This is a genomic window from Rufibacter sediminis, from assembly GCF_014269285.1.
Classification (GTDB): domain Bacteria; phylum Bacteroidota; class Bacteroidia; order Cytophagales; family Hymenobacteraceae; genus Nibribacter; species Nibribacter sediminis.
In genome coordinates this window covers 1-21,518 of sequence record NZ_JACOAF010000028.1, presented here as the reverse complement: position 1 = coordinate 21,518, position 21,518 = coordinate 1, and the positions used below count along the sequence as shown (strand labels likewise).

At 55.3% G+C, this 21,518-nt stretch carries 16 protein-coding genes; 12 read left to right on the top strand and 4 right to left on the bottom strand.

All coding sequences use genetic code 11. From position 1 onward, the window contains the following. Nucleotides 1-703 precede the first annotated feature (703 nt). From purN to rodA, 7 genes are all read left to right on the top strand, one after another. On the top strand, nucleotides 704-1,315 hold the full coding sequence (purN, locus tag H7U12_RS11645; RefSeq protein ID WP_186637866.1) for a phosphoribosylglycinamide formyltransferase: 612 nt from the start codon (nucleotides 704-706) through the stop codon (nucleotides 1,313-1,315). Between the two features lie 232 nt (nucleotides 1,316-1,547). Next, nucleotides 1,548-3,077 carry a bifunctional phosphoribosylaminoimidazolecarboxamide formyltransferase/IMP cyclohydrolase gene (gene purH / locus H7U12_RS11640; protein ID WP_186637855.1) on the top strand — a complete coding sequence of 510 codons (1,530 nt, stop codon included), beginning with the start codon at nucleotides 1,548-1,550 and terminating at the stop codon, nucleotides 3,075-3,077. A gap of 405 nt (nucleotides 3,078-3,482) precedes the next feature. Further along, nucleotides 3,483-4,511 carry a rod shape-determining protein gene (locus H7U12_RS11635; RefSeq protein WP_123125414.1) on the top strand — a complete coding sequence of 343 codons (1,029 nt, stop codon included), beginning with the start codon at nucleotides 3,483-3,485 and terminating at the stop codon, nucleotides 4,509-4,511. Nucleotides 4,512-4,523: 12 nt separating this feature from the next. Next, the gene (gene mreC / locus H7U12_RS11630) at nucleotides 4,524-5,429 is read left to right on the top strand and encodes a rod shape-determining protein MreC (RefSeq protein WP_186637848.1); all 906 of its coding nucleotides are present in this window, start codon (nucleotides 4,524-4,526) and stop codon (nucleotides 5,427-5,429) included. Continuing rightward, a complete protein-coding gene (locus H7U12_RS11625; protein ID WP_186637845.1) occupies nucleotides 5,422-5,946 on the top strand; it encodes a hypothetical protein in 525 nt (174 codons plus the stop codon). Before mreC ends, H7U12_RS11625 begins: the two co-directional genes overlap by 8 nt. Beyond that, nucleotides 5,943-7,781 carry a penicillin-binding protein 2 gene (gene mrdA / locus H7U12_RS11620; RefSeq protein WP_186637842.1) on the top strand — a complete coding sequence of 613 codons (1,839 nt, stop codon included), beginning with the start codon at nucleotides 5,943-5,945 and terminating at the stop codon, nucleotides 7,779-7,781. Before H7U12_RS11625 ends, mrdA begins: the two co-directional genes overlap by 4 nt. A 10-nt stretch (nucleotides 7,782-7,791) precedes the next feature. Further along, nucleotides 7,792-9,069, top strand: a complete 1,278-nt coding sequence (gene rodA, locus H7U12_RS11615) for a rod shape-determining protein RodA (RefSeq protein WP_186637831.1) — start codon at nucleotides 7,792-7,794, stop codon at nucleotides 9,067-9,069. A gap of 499 nt (nucleotides 9,070-9,568) precedes the next feature. Here rodA and H7U12_RS11610 read toward each other — a convergent pair whose 3' ends face one another. Together H7U12_RS11610 and H7U12_RS11605 are read right to left on the bottom strand one after the other, a co-directional pair. Further along, the gene (locus H7U12_RS11610; protein WP_186637828.1) at nucleotides 9,569-10,252 is read right to left on the bottom strand and encodes a response regulator transcription factor; all 684 of its coding nucleotides are present in this window, start codon (nucleotides 10,250-10,252) and stop codon (nucleotides 9,569-9,571) included. Beyond that, nucleotides 10,224-11,738, bottom strand: coding sequence for a sensor histidine kinase (locus tag H7U12_RS11605; protein WP_186637825.1), 1,515 nt, complete (start codon nucleotides 11,736-11,738; stop codon nucleotides 10,224-10,226). Before H7U12_RS11605 ends, H7U12_RS11610 begins: the two co-directional genes overlap by 29 nt. Before the next feature lie 123 nt (nucleotides 11,739-11,861). Between H7U12_RS11605 and H7U12_RS11600 the strand changes: the two genes are divergently transcribed. Then, nucleotides 11,862-13,055: a TIGR03435 family protein gene (locus tag H7U12_RS11600; RefSeq protein WP_186637822.1), complete on the top strand. Its 1,194-nt coding sequence runs from the start codon at nucleotides 11,862-11,864 to the stop codon at nucleotides 13,053-13,055. A 95-nt stretch (nucleotides 13,056-13,150) separates the two neighbouring features. On the opposite strand, the gene H7U12_RS11595 is transcribed toward H7U12_RS11600, so the two are convergent. Then, nucleotides 13,151-14,185, bottom strand: a complete 1,035-nt coding sequence (locus H7U12_RS11595; RefSeq protein ID WP_186637819.1) for a hypothetical protein — start codon at nucleotides 14,183-14,185, stop codon at nucleotides 13,151-13,153. Nucleotides 14,186-14,219: 34 nt separating this feature from the next. Between H7U12_RS11595 and H7U12_RS11590 the strand changes: the two genes are divergently transcribed. From H7U12_RS11590 to H7U12_RS11575, 4 genes are all read left to right on the top strand, one after another. After that, nucleotides 14,220-14,540, top strand: coding sequence for a 2Fe-2S iron-sulfur cluster-binding protein (locus tag H7U12_RS11590; protein ID WP_186637817.1), 321 nt, complete (start codon nucleotides 14,220-14,222; stop codon nucleotides 14,538-14,540). A 286-nt stretch (nucleotides 14,541-14,826) separates the two neighbouring features. After that, nucleotides 14,827-15,420, top strand: a complete 594-nt coding sequence (locus tag H7U12_RS11585; RefSeq protein ID WP_186637814.1) for a thymidine kinase — start codon at nucleotides 14,827-14,829, stop codon at nucleotides 15,418-15,420. 432 nt (nucleotides 15,421-15,852) lie between these two features. Continuing rightward, complete coding sequence (locus tag H7U12_RS11580; protein WP_186637812.1) at nucleotides 15,853-19,128, top strand: S41 family peptidase; 3,276 nt, start codon at nucleotides 15,853-15,855, stop codon at nucleotides 19,126-19,128. A 724-nt stretch (nucleotides 19,129-19,852) separates the two neighbouring features. Then, nucleotides 19,853-21,076 carry an RtcB family protein gene (locus H7U12_RS11575; protein WP_186637810.1) on the top strand — a complete coding sequence of 408 codons (1,224 nt, stop codon included), beginning with the start codon at nucleotides 19,853-19,855 and terminating at the stop codon, nucleotides 21,074-21,076. A 178-nt stretch (nucleotides 21,077-21,254) separates the two neighbouring features. Here the strand turns inward: H7U12_RS11575 and H7U12_RS22460 are convergent. Then, nucleotides 21,255-21,518: hypothetical protein (locus H7U12_RS22460; RefSeq protein ID WP_206683920.1), on the bottom strand; the 264-nt coding region annotated here is incomplete at its 5' end.

Here is a 21,518-nt window from a genome sequence, read left to right as displayed (position 1 = left end):
CGTCTCGTGACTGGGCCGCAGGCGTAGCCCAGTCACGAGACGACGCACGCAAGAACGTCACAAACAGCAGAGGCTTGCGCGGGCTATGGAACAGAGGACGGCTGCGAGGTGTCATAATTACTGAAGAAAAGACTATCTGAGCGTCAGCGAGTTTCTTTTCTTCATGATTCTTTTGGTTACTTTTCTCATCCAGGAGAAAAGTGACAAACGTGGGCAGACCGCGACTCCAGCGCCGAGGCTTGGCAGGACATTGGCAGGACAGAGGTAGAGAGCAAAGGCAGATAGCTAACCGGAAAGGCAGTCATGGTTGTTGGTGAGAACACCAACAACGGCGGTGACGATTGATTGGTCATAGCGGATAGCTCAACAAATAGAAGGGAAGGAACGGAAGTAAATCCGCACCATAGCGGCAAAAAACAAAAACATGTTTCTAAGCAGTTTTCCCAAAAAGGGCGCAAAAACAGGTCTCAGAGTACCTGGCGAACCTATGATCTAAACAAGCACGGGCGGCACGCAACAAGTTACGTCTCAGTGAAAAGACGTTTTCTGCCTCATTTTCCCAAAATAGCCCCAAAACATGTCAGCTATTCTTCCTCTCCGCAGGATAGACAGCTATAAATGCCTTTCAAACGTTTTCCACCTATTTTCCTGAAAATACCCCAGAAACACTATCTTTGCTCTTCCATTGACAGCAACGGCAGTTTTGGGTACTCCTTCGAAGAAAAAGAACATCGTCATTTTCGCTTCCGGCTCCGGGAGCAATGCCCAGCGCCTGCTGGAGCAGTTTGAGCAACATCCGTTCATACAGGTGGTCGCGCTCTTTTCCAACAACCCAGAGGCGTTTGCGCTGCAGCGGGCCCAGAACTTCGGGGTGCCCACCGGCGTCTTTGACCGGGCGGCCCTGAAAAGTGGGCTGGTGCAGGAGCAAGTGCAGGCCTATCACCCAGATCTGATTGTGCTGGCTGGGTTTCTGTGGCTGCTGCCGGCAGCGTTTGTGCAGGCGTTCCCCAACAAGATCATCAACATCCATCCGTCGTTGCTGCCTAAGTTCGGGGGCAAGGGCATGCACGGCCAGCACGTGCACCAGGCGGTGATAGACGCGCAGGAAACCCAGACCGGCATCACCATCCACTACGTGAACGAGCATTATGACGAAGGCGCACCCATTTACCAGGAGCGGTGTGAGGTGCAGCCCGACGATACCTGCGAGACCCTGGCGGCCCGCGTCCTTACCCTGGAGCACCGGCACCTGCCCCGCGTAGTAGAGGAATTGCTCTCTTCTGGCCAAAACAGCCCCGAAACGCCTACCGCTTAACCCCAAAAGTGATGAAGCCCCAGACACGCCCCTATGATTTGCTCCTGCAGTTCAGCGCGTGTCTCTCGCGGGCGCTTGCCCGGCCGTTTGGCTTACTTTATTTTCCGTTGGCTTTTCCGCGCCCGTTTCTGCTCCGCAGAATGGATGCGCAGAAATCCTATGGCTTGGCTTGCCGAGAAACGAAGTGCTCCAGAGTGTCTCTCCCGTTTAACCTACATTTTTTGCAAACTATATGAATTCCGTTAAAATCAAATCTGCCCTGATCTCGGTGTACTACAAAGACGGCCTGGAGCCGTTGGTGCGCGAGTTGCAGAAACAAGGCGTGACCTTCTATTCCACCGGCGGTACCCAGACATTCCTGGAGGGCCTCGGGGCCGAGGTGGTGGCCGTGGACAGCGTCACCGATTATCCTTCCATCTTCGGCGGCCGCGTGAAAACCCTGCACCCCAAGATTTTCGGGGGGATTTTGCACCGGCGTGATCATGAGCAGGACCAGCAGGAGGTGGAGCAGTTCCAAATCCCGGCCCTGGATTTGGTGATTGTGGACCTGTACCCGTTTGAGGAAACGGTGGCGTCCGGCGCGTCGGAAGAAGACGTGATCGAGAAAATCGATATCGGGGGGATTTCCCTCATTCGCGCAGCGGCCAAGAACTTCCAGGATGTGCTCATCGTGTCATCGCGGGAGCAATATGGCGAGGTGGTGGACCTGCTGCAAGCCAAAGACGGCAGCACTGATCTGGCGGATCGCAAGCGTTTTGCCGCCAAGGCCTTTGATGTGTCGTCGCATTATGACACGCATATCTTCACGTACCTGAGCAAAGAGCAGGACTTAGCACCAGCGTTCAAGCAAAGCCAGCGTCAAAGCCAGACTTTGCGCTACGGCGAGAACCCGCATCAAAGCGGCACGTTTTTCGGTGATTTAGAGGCTCTTTTTGACAAACTGAACGGAAAAGAGCTGTCTTACAACAACCTGGTAGACGTAGATGCCGCCGTGTTGCTCATGGCGGAGTTCGCTGACCAGCCCGCCGTGGCTATCCTAAAGCACACTAATGCCTGCGGCGTGGCCGTGGCCGATTCGCTGCACGTAGCCTACGTGAATGCCCTAGCCTGTGACCCGGTTTCGGCGTTTGGCGGCGTGATCATCGTGAACAAAACCGTAGACTTGGCTACCGCCCAGGAACTGAACAAACTGTTCTTCGAGGTATTGATTGCCCCGGAGTTTGACCAAGATGCCCTGGAGTTGCTGCGTTCCAAGAAAAACCGCATCCTGCTGCGCCAGAAGCCGGTGGCCATGCCCACCAAGCTGTTCAAGACCCTGCTGAACGGCGTGATTGAGCAAGACAAAGACATGGCCGTAGAAACCGCCGCCGATTTCAAAACCGTAACCGATCGTGCTCCTTCAGAAGAAGAGGTGCAGGGGCTGGAGTTCGCGTTGAAAGTGTGCAAGCACACCAAGTCCAACACCATCGTGTTGGCCCGTGGAAACCAGTTGCTGGCCAGCGGCGTGGGACAAACCTCGCGCGTAGATGCCTTGCGGCAGGCCATTGAGAAAGCCAGGGGCTTCGGGTTTGACCTGCAAGGCGCCGTAATGGCCTCCGATGCGTTCTTCCCGTTCCCGGACTGCGTGGAGATTGCGGCCGAAGCCGGTATCACCGCGGTGGTACAGCCCGGCGGTTCCATCAAAGACCAGGATTCCATTGACGCCTGTAACGCCCGCAACATGGCCATGGTCCTGACCGGCGTGCGTCACTTCAAACATTAATCCACCCGAAATAATCACCCGAAAGCCCGGTTGCTTCCTGAGCGGCCGGGCTTTTGTTTTAGGGGTGTTTTCCCGGAAATGCCTCAGAAACAGACATCCACTAAACTGGATTCTGCAAACGCCCATATGTGAGCCGGTCCGTTTTCAGGAACAGGTTCGGTTATGATTCTTACTGGCTGGCGCAGGTTTCAGGAAGCAGTCCGTAGAAGGGAAAGACCGGGCGAGAGGCGGCGGAATTTGGTCGTTTTAGGGCTATTTTCCTTAAAAAAGGCCTAAAACAGAACTGTCTCATGCTCAAGCGTAATAATTGGCGGGAAATACGTAATTTTGCGCCATTGTAGTACCTTGTAGCGAAAATAAATTTCATATATAGCGTTCTGACGGAGACCGCACCACTGACGAATAATGGGATTATTTAACTTTTTCACTTCTGATATAGCGATTGATTTGGGTACGGCCAATACACTCATCATTCATAATGATAAAATTGTAGTTGACGAACCTTCCATCATCGCCCTGGACCGCCGCACCAACAAAGTGCTGGCCGTAGGGCGCGAGGCGCAGCAAATGCACGAGAAAACCCACGAGAACATCAAGACCATCCGTCCGTTGAAAGACGGCGTGATCGCGGACTTTACCGCGGCTGAGATGATGATCCGGGGGTTGATCAAGATGATTGACAAAGGCAAAAAACGCCTGTTCCAGCCGTCTTACCGCATGGTGGTGTGTATTCCGTCCGGTATTACCGAGGTGGAGAAACGTGCCGTGAAAGACTCCTGCGAGCACGCCGATGCCCGTGAGGTCTGGATGATCCAGGAGCCCATGGCGGCCGCCATCGGGATTGGGATTGACGTGGAGCAGCCCATCGGGACCATGGTGGTGGACATAGGGGGCGGTACTACTGAGATCGCCGTGATCGCCCTGTCCGGGATCGTGTGCGACCAGTCCATCCGGGTAGCCGGTGACGTGTTCAACAAAGACATTCTGGATCACATGCGCCGCCAGCACAACCTGCTCATTGGCGAGCGTTCCGCGGAGAAGATCAAGATTGAAGTGGGCGCCGTGTTGACCGAGCTGGACAACCCACCCGCTGACTTCGAGATCAGGGGCCGTGACTTGATGACCGGTATCCCGAAGGTGATCAAGGTAACCTACCAGGAAATCGCCATCGCGCTGGACAAATCCGTGTCTAAAATAGAGGAAGCCGTGCTGAAAGCGCTGGAAATCGCGCCACCGGAACTGTCCGCCGATATTTACGACAACGGCATTCACCTTATTGGCGGCGGAGCCCTGCTGCGCGGTCTGGACAAGCGTCTGGCGGCTAAAACCAAGTTACCCATTCACATTGCGGAAGATCCGTTAAGAGCCGTGGTGCGGGGCACCGGCGCGGCCGTGAAAAACATTGAGGGCTTCCGCAACGTGCTGTTGAGCTAAGCACACGCGCCCATGCGGAAACTATTTATTTTCATCTTCCGGATTAGGGCATTTTTGGTGTTCCTGCTGCTGGAGGGCGTTTCCATTTACCTGCTGTACCGGAGCAACACCTACCACAGTGCGGCCTTCTACCAGTCGTCTAACTACTATGTGGGGCGGGTGCTGGAAATCCAGAGCCAGGTGGCCGATTATTTCCGGCTGACGGAGGTAAACCAGGGCTTGGCGCAGGAAAATGCCCGTTTGCGGGCCCAGATCACCCATTTGCAGGAGCAGGAACTGAACGACAGTTTGGGGACGGCCCGGGATTCTGTTTTCGCGAACCTGGCGTCGGGCAATCCGCGGGATTCACTTCTGGCGCCGCTTGATTCCTTGGGCCCCATGGTCTTCACCTATCATCCGGCCCGGGTGACCAGTAACTCGGTGCGCGGCTTGAACAATCACCTGGCGCTTAACGTGGGCTCAGACGCTGGCATACAGCCAGGAATGGGCGTTTTGACCGCCAACGGAATTGTGGGGCGGGTGAAAGCGGTTTCCAGGCACTACGCCACCGTTACCTCGCTACTGCATTCCCAGACCCTTATCTCCGTGAAGCTGAAGCGGAACAAAAGCCTGGGCTCTATCCGGTGGGATACGGAAGACCCCAAGACGGCCAGTCTGCACTACATCCCGTTGAGCGAGAAGATTTACAAAGGCGATTCCGTGGTGACCTCGGGGGCCGGGGGCATTTACCCGCCCGGTATTCTGGTGGGGCGCGTGGTTCGTGTGCAGAAGGAGCTGGATAAAAGTTTCTACACCATCTTGGTACGCCTGAGCGTTGACTTTGAGAAACTGTCTTACGTGTACGTCGTGGAAAACAAACGCAAGCCCGAGTTGGACAGCTTGCTGATTCAATCAGGTATAACCGAAGGCAATGAATAGTTTCAGGTTCATCCATTTCATTCAGTTTGTGCTGCTGATGAGTCTGCAGGTGCTGCTCATGCGCAACCTGGTGCTGTTTGAAACCGGGTTCTGCTTTGTGTACATCGGGTTCATCCTGTTTCTACCCATTGAGATAGACAAGGTGCTGCTGCTGCTGCTGGGCTTTATCTGCGGCTTCACCATTGACCTGTTCTATGACACCTCTGGGGTGCATGCCGCGTCTACCGTGCTCATGGCGTATCTGCGCCCTTCCATGCTCAAACTGATCACGCCCCGTGACGGGTATGAGGTTTCTGACCACGCCAGTTTGCCTTCCATGGGGTGGCGCTGGTTTCTGACCTATGGGCTGGTTCTGATCTTCGTGCACCACTTCACCCTGTTTTTTCTAGAGCTCAACGGATTTAAACTGATCGGTTTTACGTTAGCTAAGATAGTGGCCAGCACATTGTTCACCGGAACGGTGCTGGTAATTTTCCAGATGTTATTTTTTGAGCGAAGGGCAAGAGGTTTTAGATGAAGTACTTAGAGGGCCGCAAATACGTAATCCAGGCAATTTTTATAGCCATCGGGGCGGTTTATCTCATCAAACTTTTCTACATACAGGTACTGGACGACAGCTATAAAACCGCCGCCGAGACGAATGCGTTGCGGCGCGTGGTGCAGTACCCTTTCAGAGGATTGGTGTATGACCGTACCGGCAAACTGCTGGTGGAAAACACGCCTGTTTATGATCTCATGGTGGTGCCCAAGGAGGCCAAGTCCATTGACACCCTTAAGTTGTGCCAATTGGTGGGCATCACGTTGCCGGAGTACCGCGAGAAAATCAAAGCGGCTAAGGCTTATTCCTACGTGCGGCCTTCTCCGTTTCTCCAGCGTTTGACCAATACCGAGTTTGCCGCCATTCAGGACAACCTGGTAGACTTCCCCGGATTTTACATCAACGCCCGTACCGTGCGCGGCTACCAGCATTCCAGTCTGGCGCACGCCCTGGGCTACATTGGCGAGATCAGCCCGCGGCAACTGGAGGACAGTACCTACAAAGGCTACCGCCAGGGCGATTACCTGGGCATCAGCGGCATTGAGCGGGAGTATGAGCAGTACCTCATGGGCAAGCGCGGGGTGAAATACACCATGGTAAACGTGCGCGGCATTGAGAAAGGCTCTTTCAAGAACGGCGCGTATGACACGCTTTCCGAGGCCGGGCAGAACCTGGTCACCACCATTGACCTAAAATTGCAGGAGTACGGCGAAAAACTCATGTCAGGGGGTAAGGTGGGCAGTATTGTGGCCATAGAGCCCAAAACCGGGGAAATTCTGGCCCTAGTGTCGGCACCGTATTTTGATCCCTCGCTCTTGACGGGAAAGGAACTGGGCAACAACTACATGAAGCTGCTCCGGGACCCCACCAAACCTTTGTTCAACCGGCCGCTCATGGCCACGTATCCGCCGGGCTCCATCTTTAAATTGGCGCAGGCCTTGATCGCCATGCAGGAGGGGGTACTTACCCCAAACACGGGTTACCCGTGCAATTGGTCTTTGGTGAAATGCTCGCACCGGCATGAGTATCCGGCCAACCTGAACATCGCGATTGAAAACTCCTGTAATCCGTATTTCTATCAGGTGTTCCGGTCTGTGGTGAACCGGGGCAAGTACCGCAACGTCTACGAAGATGCCCGCCAGGGGCTGGATAACTGGAACAAGCACATCAAGAGTTTCGGGTTTGCCAGCAGTCTGGACATTGATTTACCCGGCGAGAAGAAGGGGCTCATGCCTTCGTCTAAGTTCTATGACCGCATCTACAAACGCGACGGCTGGAAATTTCCTACCATTTACTCGGTGAGCATTGGGCAGGGCGAAACCGGCGTGACCCCGCTGCAGATGGCCAACTTTGTGGCCACCGTCGCTAACCGGGGCTATTACTTCAAGCCGCACATTGTGCGTTCTGTGGGCGAAAAAGGAAAACCGTTGCCAGAGTACTCCGTGAAGAACTACACCTCGGTAGACCCGAGGCATTTCCCGCCGGTGATTGACGGCATGCAGCTGGTGGTGGAGAAAGGGACGGGAAGAAACGCCAGCCTGAAACACATAGGTGTTGTGCTGTGCGGCAAAACCGGCACGGTGCAGAACCCGCACGGCAAAGACCACTCGGTTTTCATTGCCTTCGCGCCCAAGGATGATCCTAAGATCGCTATTGCCGTGTACGTGGAGAACGCCGGGGGCGGAGCCATTGCCGCCGCGCCCATGGCCAGCCTGATGATTGAAAAGTACCTCACCGATACCATCACCACGGCGTACCGCAAGCGGTGGGAGCATGACATGATCAACGGCAGTTTCTACAAGTGGACCGATTAGCGAACGATTGATGCGCACTTCCTATAAAATCACGCAGAACATAGATTGGGTGACCATCGGCCTGTACGCCCTCATGGTGACGCTGGGCTGGATGAACATCTACGCCGCCGTCTACAACCCCGAGAATGTGACCAGTATCTTTGACTTTACCCTTAACTCGGGGAAGCAGCTGGCCTGGATCGGGACCTCGGTGATCATCATCATCATGCTGTTTGCCATTGATTACAAAGCCTATGACTCGCTGGCCTACGGCATTTACTGGTTCGTGATTCTGATTCTGTTGGGCACCTTGGTGTTTGCGTCTCCCATCAAAGGTTCCCGGTCCTGGCTGGTGATCACGGAGTCGGTGCGGTTGCAGCCCGCGGAGTTTGCCAAGTTTGCCACCGCGCTGGCCGTTTCCCGGTTTATGAGCGGCATCAACCTGCGGCAGCAGAACTGGAAAGACCAGGCTAAACTGGCCGGATTGGCGCTGTTGCCGCCAGTCATTATCATCCTCCAGAACGAGACCGGTTCTGCCCTAGTGTTTGCGGCCTTCACGCTGGCTTTCTTCCGGGAGGGGATGTCGCCCCTGATCCTGATCATTGGCGCCGTGGCCGTGTTCGTGTTCGTGCTGACCTTGTTGATTCCGCAGTGGTACCTGGCCGGCATTGTCACCGTGCTGATGGGCGCGTACATGTGGCTGAACTTCCACCGGATCAAGCGCTATCTGCCTACTTACATTGGTATTTGGGTGGCGGTGCTGGCGATGGTGTTCAGCGTGACGTATTTCATTGACAACATCCTGCAGGAACACCAGCAGAACCGGATCAAGGTACTGGTAGACCCTGAGATTGACCCGCTGGGCGTAGGCTGGAACGTGACGCAATCTAAGATCGCCATCGGTTCGGGCGGTTTCTTCGGGAAAGGTTTTCTGGAGGGCACGCAGACCAAGTTTGACTTCGTGCCCGAGCAAAGCACGGACTTTATCTTCTGCACCGTGGGCGAGGAGCACGGCTGGCTGGGCAGTCTTATCATCATCGGGCTGTTCATGGCCTTGCTCACCCGCATCATCTTCGTGGCCGAGCGGCAACGGTCCGTGTTCGGCCGAACCTACGGGTACTGCGTCGCGTCCATTATCTTCTTCCATTTTCTGGTGAACATTGGCATGACCATCGGGCTGGCTCCGGTAGTGGGTATTCCGCTGCCGTTCTTCAGCTACGGCGGCTCCTCGCTGTGGTCCTTCACCATCCTGCTGTTCATCCTCCTGGCCATTGACGCTCACCGGAAACTGGATCTGGGCCGGGAGTAAAACGGAGCAAGGAAATACGTGTCCGGTAGCAAGAGCGTCCTTCGTTTTGAGCATAGTTTTGTGAAAACAAGGCCAAAACGAGCAAGGGCAGAAGACACTCGCAGGAACTGCGCACACAACGAGGTCTGGTAGATTCTTGAGTCTAAAAAGGACCTGACGCGAGTCTCCAGACTCGTGTCGGCGGATGAATGGAGTCTCCAGACTCCCATATTCCGGCTCGTGGTTCCCGGCGAGTCTGGAGACTCGCATCATCCGCTGTCACGAGACTGGAGTCTCACGCCAGTTCCTTCTATCACCAGCTTCTTCTAGTATAAGTCTCTTCTATTTCCAACTCCTTCTTTTATCTGACTCAGAACTCGCGACTCAGGACTCAGAACTCATTTCTGACCTCGTAGTGCGCGCAGCTCCTTCGAGCGTTTCCGTTAGCCCGTTTCCTGTTTTGGGCATGTTGTTGCCAAAACGTGCCCAAAACAGCTTCTATCTGCCATGCGGAATTCTGCTAAGAAATCAACTTATAGCCCACGCCCCGGATGTTCAGGATTTCCACGGATGGATCTTCTCGGAGGTGCTTCCGGAGTTTGGTGATGAAGACATCCATGGTGCGGGCCTGGAAAAAGCTGTCATCGCCCCAGAGTTGCAGAAGAGCCGCTTTGCGTTCCAGAACCTGATGCCGGTGCTGCACCAGCAGGAGCAGCAGTTCGTTCTCGCGGTGGGAGAGTTTGGCATGCAGCTTTTGATCCAGCCACAGTTCCTGCTTTTGCGGCAGAAATGTGTACCGCCCCACCAATAACGTTTCGCTTAGGTTTTCCAGAGGTGGTTGCCGCCGAAGGAGTTCCTGGAGCCGCAACACCAGCTCTTCCAGGGTAAACGGTTTCTTCAGGTAATCATTTCCGCCGGAGGCGTAACCTTGCACCAGATCCTGGGTCTGGGACTTGGCCGTGAGGAAGAGCACCGGTAGCTGGTTGTTGACTTTTCGCAGTTCCCGCACAAAAGAGAAACCGTCCAGGTGCGGCATCATCACATCTACCACGCAGATAGCAAAGGACTGTTGCCGGAACAACTCCAACCCTTCTTTGCCGTTTGGGGCATGGGTGACGGCGAAGCCGCGTTTCTGGAGGCTTTCCTGCAGGATCTTGGCCAGCGGCACTTCATCTTCAAGCAACAACAGGCGTGGGGGCTTCATGGGGCGCAAGCGGAATAGAAAGGGTGAAGGTGGTGCCAACGTCCAATTGGCTCCGGAGCATGAGGGTGCCGCCGTGGCGTTGAGCCATGGCTTGGGCGTAGCTGAGGCCCAGGCCGTAGCCCTTCACGTTGTGCACATCGCCGGAGGGAACCCGGTAGAACTTCTCAAAAACTTTGGCCTGATGTTCAGGGGCGATTCCCAACCCGTTGTCTGAAATTTCCAACACCGCATGCTTGGCCTGTTTGTAAAGTGTTAGGCGGAGCTGAAGGTGGTCTTTCCGGTATTTGAGCGCATTGTCCAGCAGGGTGGCTAAGACGTTGCCCAGGTGCAGTTCATCGGCGGTGACGGTAAGGCGCTCGGCGGGGAAGTGCGTCTCCACGGTGGCGGCCACCAGTTCCAGCTGCGGTTTGTGTTGGGCCAGTACATTGGTGACCAGTTCCTGCAGGCAGATGCTCTTTTTCTCTAAGGCCACGCTTTCTTGTTCCAGGGCCACGCTCTTCAGGATCTGGTCAATCAACCCGCTGAGGCGGCCGCTCTGCTGCCGTATAATGCCCACGTATTCATCGGCGGAAGCCTTGTTCAAATCAAACTCCTGAATGGCCTCGGCGGCCAGGCTGATGGTGGCGACGGGCGTTTTGAGCTCGTGGGTCATGTTGTTTACGAAGTCGTTCTTGAGCTCGGCTAGTTTCTTCTGCCGGAACAAGGTGTTGATAGTATAGCCGAAGCAGAAAATAGCCGTGGCAATGAGCAGCAGAGAGCTGCCGATGATCCATTTCATGCGCTGCAGAAATACCAGGTTAGGGTCTGGAAAATACGCCCGCACTAGTTGCTGGGGCTTGCGCAGGCTCACATTGTAGGCACGGGTGGCGTAGTTGAATTCTGATGGAATGGCGTTTAGGGGCTGTTTTTCTGAAATCAGCTCAAAACCAGCGGTGATGTCGCGGTGCTGTAGCTGCTGTTGGAAAAGCTTTTCCAGCCGCACGGGGTTGAGGCGGTTCTGGGCGTAGGCCGTGTCCATTTTATCGCCCAATTGCTTTGTGTAGAAATACAGCGAGCCTTCCTGCAGGTTCTTCCAGACCAGATCTGCGGTGAAGTGCTGGATGAAGTAGGCTTTGGCCGCGGGCGTGATCTTTGGCAGCTTTTGGGTGAATTGTGTGAACCCGATCACGAACGGCTCCCGCTTCTCCGGAGCCCAGGGGTGTTGATCGGCGAGGGAGAACTTGGTGGTGTGGTAGATGGGGTCAAGGTGGCAGGAAATTTTCACCAGGCTGGTGTCCTGAAGCCAGCCGCGGTACTGCCGCAGAAGTTCCTTTCGGCGGGCATCCTGTTCCTGTTGCACTGCCTTTTGAAGCGCCTCATTGATGTCTCTGGTGAATTCCTGCGAAGCCGTGCGGTAGCTCTGGTAACTCCAGAAGAGCTGCAGCCCCACCACGCCCAGCGTGCAGGTCACCATCAAGAGCAACACCCATTGAATTCTCCGCTTCATATGACCAAAGATAAGAGTTCCGGCTACAAACCGGCGGCGCGTTAACATTAATTAACAGTGCTTAACGCTGGTTAACTTAGTTTCTACGCCGCCGCCGGTAGGTTTGGGGAAATGTTGAACCGTATGAAAAAGATCCTGTCACTTCTGTTTTTGGCCGCCAGTCTGCACTTTCCGCTCCTAGCCCAGACCAACCTCGGCGCAGCCGCGCCCGCCATCACTTTCCCCACCGTGCTGAACGGAACCAGCCGCTCCCTGCACTTGGCTGACCTCAAAGGCAAAGCCGTGCTGCTGGAGTTCTGGGCCACCTGGTGCGGCCCCTGCGTACAGGCCATGCCGCATCTGCAGGAACTTCAGGCGCAATTCAAAGACCGGCTGCAGATTATCACCGTGACCGAGGAAACCGAGCAGCGCATCCAGCGGTTTCTGGCCAACCGGCCTTCTTCCCTGCTGTTTGCCGTGGCAGACACCGGCGAGGCCAGAAGAGCCTTTCCCTATCGGTTAATCCCGCATTCAGTATTAATTAGTCCGGAGGGGAAGGTGGTGGCCATTACCGAACCCAAGTACGTCACCGCGGCCGTTCTGGAGAAAGTACTGGCGGGTGAGCCGGTGGATTTGCCTTTGAAAGAAGACAACCTGGCCGCCGACCCGCTCACTTACTTCACCGTCGCTCCCGAGACCAAGGCGCATTTTCTGGTGCAACCCGAGCTGAAAGGCGTAGGCGGGCTCTCCCATTCCTATCTGCAGGACTCCGCCTTCAGAGGCCGTCGGCTTACCATGATCAACCTGCCGCTGGAAAGCGTGTATCGTCTGGCCTACGAAAGCCTGCCCTACGGCCGCACGTTGGATTTGACTACAGGCGAGAGTGTTGCCGAAAACAAAACCAAGTACTGCATCGATATCCTGGTGCCCAAAGGGCAGGAAGCCCAACTCTTGCCCACGCTCCGGAAGGAACTCCAGAAAATGTTCACGGTGCGGGCGAGCCTGGAGAAAAGGCCTCGGGAAGTGTATGTGTTGCAGGTGGCAGATGCGGCCAAGGTGAAGAAGATCCCTATCTCCCGGGCCAAAGCCGAAAAGTTTGGGGCCAGTGCGGGGACCTTTGAAGGAGAGCATGTTCCCCTGGCCAAAGTAGCCGATTATCTGGAGAGTTTCGGGATGGTGAATCTGCCGGTGGTAGATGAAACCGGCAACAAGACATTTTATGACCTCTTTTTTGAATTTGAGCCCGAAAAGAAAGGCGCGATTCATGAAGCCTTAGCCAAACTGGGCCTGAAACTGGAAAAGGCCCAGCGCCCCATTGATGTACTGGTGTTCCGCTAGCCCAACTCGCTTGTAAAACAGAAATCCCTTGCCGTATTGATCAGCAAGGGATTTCTGTTTTTGACCTGTTTTCAGAAAAAGAGGCTTGAAACGACTTAAGCGAATTTCCGCTCGATAAGCTTGGTGAGTTTCTGCACGTGTTCCTCTTTGCGGCTCCAGTTGTACTTGCTGCCCACATCTTTCACCAGGTATTGTTTGGCCTGGTCGGGGCTGCCGTATTCATCCAGTTGCTTGATCACGGCGTGGTAGGCCATGTTGTCGCCCTCGAACAGTTCGTTGATGAAGGAGAACCGCTGGTTGATGGAGATGGCCTCCTTGAGGGAGCCGATCTTCTGGTCCTGCTGGCGGTCGGCCATGGAGGCCACCACCGGCTGTTTCAGGCGTTCGTTGAGGGTAGGTTTCTGCTCGGTCTGGAAACGCTCGTTCAGCTTGGGCTCGGCGGGCGGCGTTGGCCGGAAGCTGGGCTGCGGACTAGCCACCTGCGTGCTCACCGCCGGAGTTGGGGCGGCCGGTAGGGCAAAAAGTTCATCGGCGCGTAAGGGCTGCAGCTCGTTGAAACGGGCCACCAAGGCGTTCAATTGGGTCCGCTCTGCTTCGTTTTCGGTCAGGAAGTGGTCCAGTTGCGCGGAAATCTGGGTACGGTCCAGGTTTCTATCAGAGAGCGAGTCCAGGAAACGGCGGTACAAGTCTTTGTCTATGTCCTGGTACTTGAGGGTCTCCTGCAGCTTGGCCACCGACAGCTCCTCCACCCGCATGAATTTCTCCTCAAACACCGCCACCGGCTCCAATACGGTACGGAACGTGTCCTGAATGGCCTTGAGCAGCAGCGGCTCAAAATGCGGACGCTTGATGGAGATCTTCCGGGAGAGCACGTTCATGAACTGCACCAGGGCGTCTTTTACCTCGGGGTGTTCAAAGTCGAAGTACGGGCTGCGCAGGTTGGCCATCTCGTGGTTCCAGAGCGTGAGCAGCTCCCGGATCATGTACAGGTTCACCTGTTTGATGGGGGTGAAGGAAATCAGTTGTTGGGCGGTAACGTTCTCATGATGAGCAAAATGTTCATCGCTGAGGCGCTGAGCAAGGGCCTGGCTGTACTGCGCCAGACGTATTTGATTATATTTGTCTTTCATTGGAGGAAGCATACGCTCGTAAATATAGCGAAATATGACCGAATTAACGGTTCAAAATCTAGGCGGAGTTGTGGTAAACGTAGCCCATGGGCAGACGGTTCTGGCCGCCCTGCAAGCCACCAGAATTGACTGGATGCACGCCTGCGGAGGCAAAGGCCGCTGCACCTCCTGCCGGATGATTGTGGTGGTGGGCACTGAGAACCTGGCCCCGGATACCGCCCCCGAGACCCGCTTCCGCAACAACGGCCGCCTGAAACCCAACGAGCGCCTCACCTGCCAGGCCCAGCTCACCGGACCCGTCACCTGCCGCGTTCCCCACCAAACGAAACTCCCTCACCTTTCTTATACCCTGTGAGGATGTGATGATGTGGAAATGTGGAGATTAGGAGATGTGGAAATTTGAAGATGTCAGCTTCATTAAAATCATTTTCAAATCTCCACATCTCCTCATCTTCACATCCCCTAATTCCTTTTTCTATTATTCAATAGGTTGAAAGTGAGTTGATTGGATAACTGTGTGGAAAAATTGTGCATTAGGGAAGGGAAGGGGGCTAGTACCTTCGCATCAGTTAAAGTGTGTATGGCCCCGCTCTTTGGAAGGGATAGCACATTAGCACCTTAAATAATTAGCACATTAAGTTATGTTCATAGAACCCCGGGTGGGCAACCGCCAGCATGGCCAGAGAAGAGGTTGGATAGAAGTGATTTGCGGGTCCATGTTCTCGGGGAAAACCGAAGAATTAATCCGGCGGCTGAACCGCGCCAAAATCGCGAAACAGTGTGTGGAGATCTTCAAGCCCGCCCTGGATACGCGGTACCACGAGGCAGACGTGGTGTCCCACAACGCCACCAGCATCCGTTCCACGCCCATTCAGTTCGCCAACGACATGCTCTTGCTGGGCAGCGGCTGCGATGTGTTGGGCGTAGACGAAGCCCAGTTCTTTGACGAAGCCATCACCGAAGTCTGCGTGCAGCTGGCCAACGCCGGTACCCGCGTCATTGTGGCCGGCCTGGACATGGACTACCTGGGTAAACCCTTCGGCCCGATGCCCGCGCTCATGGGCGTGGCCGAGTACGTGACCAAAGTACACGCCATCTGCGTGCAGTGCGGCGACATCGCCTCGTACTCCTTCCGCAAAGCCGCCTCCAAAGAAAAGGTGCTTTTAGGCGAAACCGATTCCTATGAAGCCCGCTGCCGCCACTGTTTCCAGGAAGGCCTGAAAGGAAACTTTTAAGAGGGAGTGCTGAGTCTGGAGTCCTGAGTCAGGATTGTGAAAGCCGTTTTACCCCTGTTTTTCTGAAAACAGGGGTAAAACGGCATTTCTGTTTCCCTTGATCACAAATCCGCTGGCGCGAGCCTCCGGCTCGTGTCCACACGTATTCCAATACAGTAATCTGTACAGCAATGGGAAGGCACGAGCCGGAGGCTCGCGCCAGCGGAGGAAATGTAGGGGCAATCCCTTGTGGTTGCCCTTCACGGTAATTCACGTAAAAAAGCAACCACAAGATTGCCCCTGCAGGCGCGGTTGTTTCAAGCCTGTTTCTATCAAAATATCTTCAAAGGCCAGATTCCTCCCTGAAAAATCAGCTCAAAACCGGCTTCTTTTGATTAAGCGCGAACATTGGTTACATTTAGTATTCCAATCTTACAAACAATCGCTTACATCATGAAAAAGAGGTTTCTAGCCTTATTGGCCCTTTGCTGCGCAGGTAGCGTAGGTGCCATGGCCCAGACCCAAACACCCCTCTGGCTGAACACCCCGGCAATTTCGCCGGACGGTCAGACTATTGTCTTCAGCTACAAAGGAGACCTGTACAAAGTAGCCGCCGCGGGCGGAAACGCCACCGCCCTGACCATGCACGAAGGCTACGAGTACATGCCCGTGTGGTCGCCGGACGGAAAGCAGATCGCCTTTGCCTCAGACCGGTACGGTAACTTTGATGTCTTTGTCATGCCCGCCCAGGGCGGAGAAACCAAACGCCTTACGTTCCATTCCTCCGCGGATCTGCCCTCAGATTTTACGCCGGATGGTAAAAACGTGCTGTTTACTTCCGCCAGAATAGATGCCGCGTCCAATGCCATGTTCCCGGCCGCGACTTTCCCGGAACTATACAGCGTATCGTTGGGCGGCGGCCGCAACAGCATGCTGCTCACCACGCCCGCCGAGGCTGCCCGCTTCAACGCCGCCGGTGACCTCATGGTATACCAGGACAAGAAAAGCCTGGAAAACAACTTCCGCAAGCATCAGACTTCTTCCACCGCTCGTGATATCTGGACCTATAATCCCAAAACGAAGCAGCACACCAAACTCACCGACAACGTGGGCGAAGACCGCCAGCCGGTGTTCGCCGCCAATGGGCAGGACATCTACTACCTGAGCGAGCAGCCCAACGGCACGTTCAACGTGCGCAAGATGAGTCTGCAGAACCCCAAGCAGAGCACGGCGGTCACTAATTTCACCAAGCACCCGGTGCGGCATTTGAGCGGCTCCAAAGACGGCGTGCTGTCGTTTACCTATAACGGTGAGATCTACACCTTGAAACCGGGCGCGCAGCCGCAGAAGGTCGCCATTCAGCTGTATTCAGACATCCGCTCCAACCCAGAAACGGTGCTGCCCATCTCGGGTGGCATGACCGAGATGGAAGTATCGCCCAACGGCAAGGAAGTGGTGTTTGTGAATAGGGGCGAAGTGTTTGTGTCCTCGGTGGAAGGCGGCATTACGCGCCGCATCACCAACACGCCGGAGCAGGAGCGGAGTGTGAGCTTCTCGCCCGATGGCCGCAAAATCCTCTATGCCAGTGAGCGCAACGGCAGCTGGAACGTCTATGAAACCAGCCTCGTGCGGAGTGCCGAGCCGTACTTCTACGCCTCCACGGTCCTCAAAGAAGAACCCGTGATCGCTACCGCCGCCGAGGAATTCCAGCCCGCTTACTCGCCCGATGGCAAGGAAGTGGCGTATCTGGAGGAGCGGGTGGCCCTGAAAGTGGTGAACAAAGCCAGTAAACAGGTGCGCACCATTCTGGGCACCTCCAACAACTATTCCTATTCAGACGGTGACCAGTTTTACCAGTGGTCGCCAGACAGCAAGTGGTTTCTGGTGCAGTACAACCAGCCGCGGCAATGGCTGGGCGAAGTCGGGCTGATTTCGGCCAGCGGCAAAGGCGAGGTCATCAACCTGAGCCAGAGCGGTTACGGTGAGTACAGCCCCAAGTGGATGATGGGCGGCAAAATGATCACCTATTACTCTAACCGCGAAGGTCTGCGCGGCAACGGCAACAACTCCGGCACCGGCGACATGTACGCGCTCTTCACCACCCAAGACGGCTTCGACCGCTTCAAACTGAGCAAAGAAGACTACACCCTGCTGGAAGACCTGGAGAAACGCGAAACTGAGGCCAAAACCCCCGAGGAGAAAGCTGAGCCCAAGAAGAAAGGCAAGAAAGGCGAAACTTCTAAATCGGCCGCCCCGGCCGGGATGGCGCTGGAGCTGGACAACCTCCAATACCGGAAAGCGCGCCTCACGTCTACCTCCTCAGACCTCGCTGATGCCGTGGTCACCGCCAAAGGCGACCGCATGTTCTACCTGAGCCGCTTTGAGAAAGGCTATGACCTCTGGGTGACCAACCTCCGCGACAATGACACCAAACTGCTGGCCAAACTGGGAGCCCGCGGCGGCGACATGGTCATGAGCAAGGACGGCAAAAACCTGTTTGTCTTAACCGAAGGCAAGATTCTGAAAGTGGACACCGAAAACGGCAAGCAGGAAACCCTGCGCGTGAATGGCGAGATGAACCTCAACGCCGCCGCCGAGCGCGCCTACATGTACGACCACGTGATCCGGGAGCTGGAGAAGAAATTCTACGTGAAAGACCTGCACAACGTAGACTGGAAACTCTACACCGAGAACTACCGCCAGTTCCTGCCGCACATCGCCAACAACTATGACTTCTCGGATGTCCTGAGCGAGCTGCTGGGCGAGCTGAACGCCTCGCACACGGGCGGACGCTACAGCCACCGGGCTACCAATCCAGACGCCACGGCTTCCTTGGGTTTGTTCTACGACGAGCAGTACACCGGCCCCGGCCTCAAAGTGAAGGAAGTCATCAACCTGAGTCCGTTTGACCGCGCCAGCTCCAAAGTGAAACCGGGCATCGTGATTGAGAAAATTGATGGCCAGCCCATGGAAGACAACACCGATGTAGACCAGCTCCTGAACCGCAAAGCCGGCAAGTACACGTTGGTGTCATTGTATAACGAGAAAACGAAGCAGCGCTGGGAAGAGACCGTGAAGCCCATCTCCGCCGCTGACTTAAACGAGCTCATGTACCAGCGCTGGGTAGACAACCGTCGCAAAGAAGTGGACCGCCTGTCGGGCGGACGGCTGGGGTACGTGCACATCCGGGGCATGAACGATGCCAGCTATCGCACCGTGTACGAAGAGGCTTTGGGCAAAAACGCCACCAAAGAAGCCCTGGTGGTAGACACCCGCTCCAACGGCGGCGGCAACCTGCACGACGACCTCATCAGCTTCCTGAACACCAAACAGTACGCCGAGTTCATCCCGCGCGGCCAGAATCTCTCAGATGAGCCCCGCAACAAGTGGACGAAGCCTTCTATTGTGGTCATGAACGAGAGCAACTACTCAGACGCGCACATCTTCCCGGTCCTCTACAAAGAACTGGGCATTGGCAAAACCGTGGGCATGCCCGTGGCCGGAACCGGTACCTTTGTGTGGTGGGAAACCTTGATTGATCCTACCATGGTTTTCGGGATTCCGCAGATCGGGTACCGCACTTTGGCCGGTGGCAAGTTCCTGGAGAACGCCCAACTGGAACCCGATTTCTTAGTCGCCAACGAACCCGCCGTAGTAGCCCAGGGCCGCGACCAGCAACTGGAGAAAGCCGTGGAAGTGCTATTGAAAGACTTGCCCGCGAAGAAGTAATCTTTTACCTGATTTCATGTGAAGAAGCTCTGCCAGATCTGGCAGAGCTTCTTGCGTTTTGGGCCTCTTTTGGCGAAATCAGGCTTCAAAACGGAAACCGCAGAGACACTCGCAGGAGCTGCGCACACTACGAGAGCACATGGAGTTCTGAGTCTTGAGTCGCGAGTCCTGAGTTTAAAGACGAGGCATGAGTCTAAATAAGAGAACTAACTGGCGCGAGACTATAGTCTCGTGACCAAGGATGATGCGAGTCTCCAGACTCGCCGGGAACCAAGAACTCACTGTAAGTAGGAAGCCTGGAAACGACGTCTCTTCGGTCTCTCTTCTGACAGACCGGAAAAGGCTCTGATTTGAAATGCCTTGATCTGTAGGGAACAGACTGAGGAGACGGATGATTTCGTTTACTGGCGCGAGTCTCCAGACTCGTGCCGATGGATGGGTGGTGTCTCCAGACTCCAGATATGTAGAACTGGCTCGTGGTTCCCGGCGAGTCTGGAGACTCGCATCATCCCAAGTCACGAGACTTTAGTCTCGCGCCAGCTCTCTTTTTATTTAAACTCAGGACTCGCGACTCAAGACTCAGAACTCTTCCATGTACCCTCGTAGTGCGCTCAGCCCCTAAGAGTGTCTTGGTCAATTCCTGGTTTTTGCCCGATTTCCTGATAACAGGCAGAAAACGCAACGCCGTTTTTCCGTATAGGATAAGCTACCAACCAGAACCACCATGGCTATCGTAGAAAACAACATCACCGTTTTTGGGGAGGACATCATTGACCAGAGCGCCATAGACCAGCTCAAGCGCTGCGTGGGCGAGGAAGACATTGGCGTGCTCACCGCCGATGCCCACTACGGCTACGCGCACCCCATCGGCGGAGCCGTGGCCTACAAAAACAAGGTGTCGCTGTCGGGGGTGGGGTTTGACATCGGCTGCGGAAACAAAGCCGTGCGCACCGATATCATGGCCTCGGATATGAACATTGCCAAAGTGATGGACCAGATTGTGCGCTCCATCGGGTTTGGCGTGGGCCGACCCAACCCCAAGCGCATTGACCATCCGGTACTGGACCACATCAACAAAGCCGAGTTCAAACCCCAGCGCGAGATGCGGAAACTGGCCGCCGAGCAGCTGGGCACCGTGGGCAGCGGCAACCATTTTATTGACTTGTTTGAGGACGAGAAAGGCTACTTGTGGGTGGGCGTGCACTTCGGGTCCCGAGGGTTCGGGCACCGGACGGCCTCCGGTTTCATCGCGCTGTCCCAAGGCCTCAGCTTCTTTGACAAAGCTAAGGAAGGCTCCATGGATGCGCCGCCCATCCTGTTTGACATCGACTCAGCGCTGGGACAGGACTACATCGCGGCGATGTCGCTGGCGGGCGAATACGCCTACGCGGGCCGCGATGTAGTGGTGGAGAAAGTGCTGGAGATCCTGGGCGGAACCTCAACGGAGATCATCCACAACCACCATAATTTCGCCTGGTTTGAGAAGCACCAGGGCGAGAATTACTGGGTGGTGCGCAAAGGCTGCACGCCGGCGTTCCCGGGGCAGAAAGGCTTCATTGGCGCTAACATGTATGACAACTCCGTGATCATTGAGGGCGTGGAGAATGAGCTGTCCATCCGAGGTTTATACTCCACCGTGCATGGCGCGGGCCGTTTGCTGAGCCGCCGCGCCGCCGCCGGGAAAACCAAGTGGATGCGTGACAAAAACGGCGTGAAACGCAAAACCGTGGTCTCTCCGGGTCTGGTAGATTTCGAGGCCGTGCAGCAGCGCATGAAAGCCCGGGGCATAGAACTGCGCGGCGCCGGCGCCGATGAAGCACCCGAGGCCTACAAAAAACTGGAAGACGTGCTCCAATATCAGGGCAACACCATCAAAGTACTGCACACCCTCCGGCCGCTCGGCGTAGCCATGGCCGGCGAGGATGTGTACGATCCTTACAAAGACTAATTTTGTGTTTAGGGGCTGTTTTCAGAAAAAGAGCCCTAAACGCAAATTGGCGCAGACACTACGAGATCAAGGTAAGTCCTGGGTCTTGAGTCCTGAGTTCAGTTAGGGCTTAGTTTGGGAAAAAGAGGCTTGAAACGGAAGAACCCACCCCTGCCCCTCCCAGGAGGGGAATCGCTCGTTAGTGGAAGGTTGAAGGAAGGAGATTGGCTGTTATCGAAACCAGAAGCAGCAAGCAGGCACCTGCGCTGTCTCGTAACTGGGCCGCATACGTAGCCCAGTTACGAGACAGCGCAAGCAAGAACGCTCCAAGCAGCAGAGGCTTACGCTCCCTATGAAACAGGAGGCATTCACCATGTGTCATGATTATTGAAGAAAAGACTGTTTGAGCGTCAGCGAGTTTCTTTTCTTCATGATTCTTTTGGTTACTTTTCTCATCCAGGAG

What these genes read in the sequence shown, in the direction of transcription:
- H7U12_RS11575 (WP_186637810.1), top strand. Translation starts at nt 19,853, where the DNA reads ATGGCTATCGTAGAAAACAACATCACCGTTTTTGGGGAGGACATCATT.
- mrdA (WP_186637842.1), top strand. Translation starts at nt 5,943, where the DNA reads ATGAAGTACTTAGAGGGCCGCAAATACGTAATCCAGGCAATTTTTATA.
- H7U12_RS11605 (WP_186637825.1), bottom strand. Translation starts at nt 11,738, where the DNA reads ATGAAGCGGAGAATTCAATGGGTGTTGCTCTTGATGGTGACCTGCACG.
- H7U12_RS11610 (WP_186637828.1), bottom strand. Translation starts at nt 10,252, where the DNA reads ATGAAGCCCCCACGCCTGTTGTTGCTTGAAGATGAAGTGCCGCTGGCC.
- mreC (WP_186637848.1), top strand. Translation starts at nt 4,524, where the DNA reads ATGCGGAAACTATTTATTTTCATCTTCCGGATTAGGGCATTTTTGGTG.
- purH (WP_186637855.1), top strand. Translation starts at nt 1,548, where the DNA reads ATGAATTCCGTTAAAATCAAATCTGCCCTGATCTCGGTGTACTACAAA.
- H7U12_RS11625 (WP_186637845.1), top strand. Translation starts at nt 5,422, where the DNA reads ATGAATAGTTTCAGGTTCATCCATTTCATTCAGTTTGTGCTGCTGATG.
- H7U12_RS11600 (WP_186637822.1), top strand. Translation starts at nt 11,862, where the DNA reads ATGAAAAAGATCCTGTCACTTCTGTTTTTGGCCGCCAGTCTGCACTTT.
- H7U12_RS11585 (WP_186637814.1), top strand. Translation starts at nt 14,827, where the DNA reads ATGTTCATAGAACCCCGGGTGGGCAACCGCCAGCATGGCCAGAGAAGA.
- rodA (WP_186637831.1), top strand. Translation starts at nt 7,792, where the DNA reads ATGCGCACTTCCTATAAAATCACGCAGAACATAGATTGGGTGACCATC.
- H7U12_RS11595 (WP_186637819.1), bottom strand. Translation starts at nt 14,185, where the DNA reads ATGAAAGACAAATATAATCAAATACGTCTGGCGCAGTACAGCCAGGCC.
- H7U12_RS11635 (WP_123125414.1), top strand. Translation starts at nt 3,483, where the DNA reads ATGGGATTATTTAACTTTTTCACTTCTGATATAGCGATTGATTTGGGT.
- H7U12_RS11590 (WP_186637817.1), top strand. Translation starts at nt 14,220, where the DNA reads ATGACCGAATTAACGGTTCAAAATCTAGGCGGAGTTGTGGTAAACGTA.
- H7U12_RS11580 (WP_186637812.1), top strand. Translation starts at nt 15,853, where the DNA reads ATGAAAAAGAGGTTTCTAGCCTTATTGGCCCTTTGCTGCGCAGGTAGC.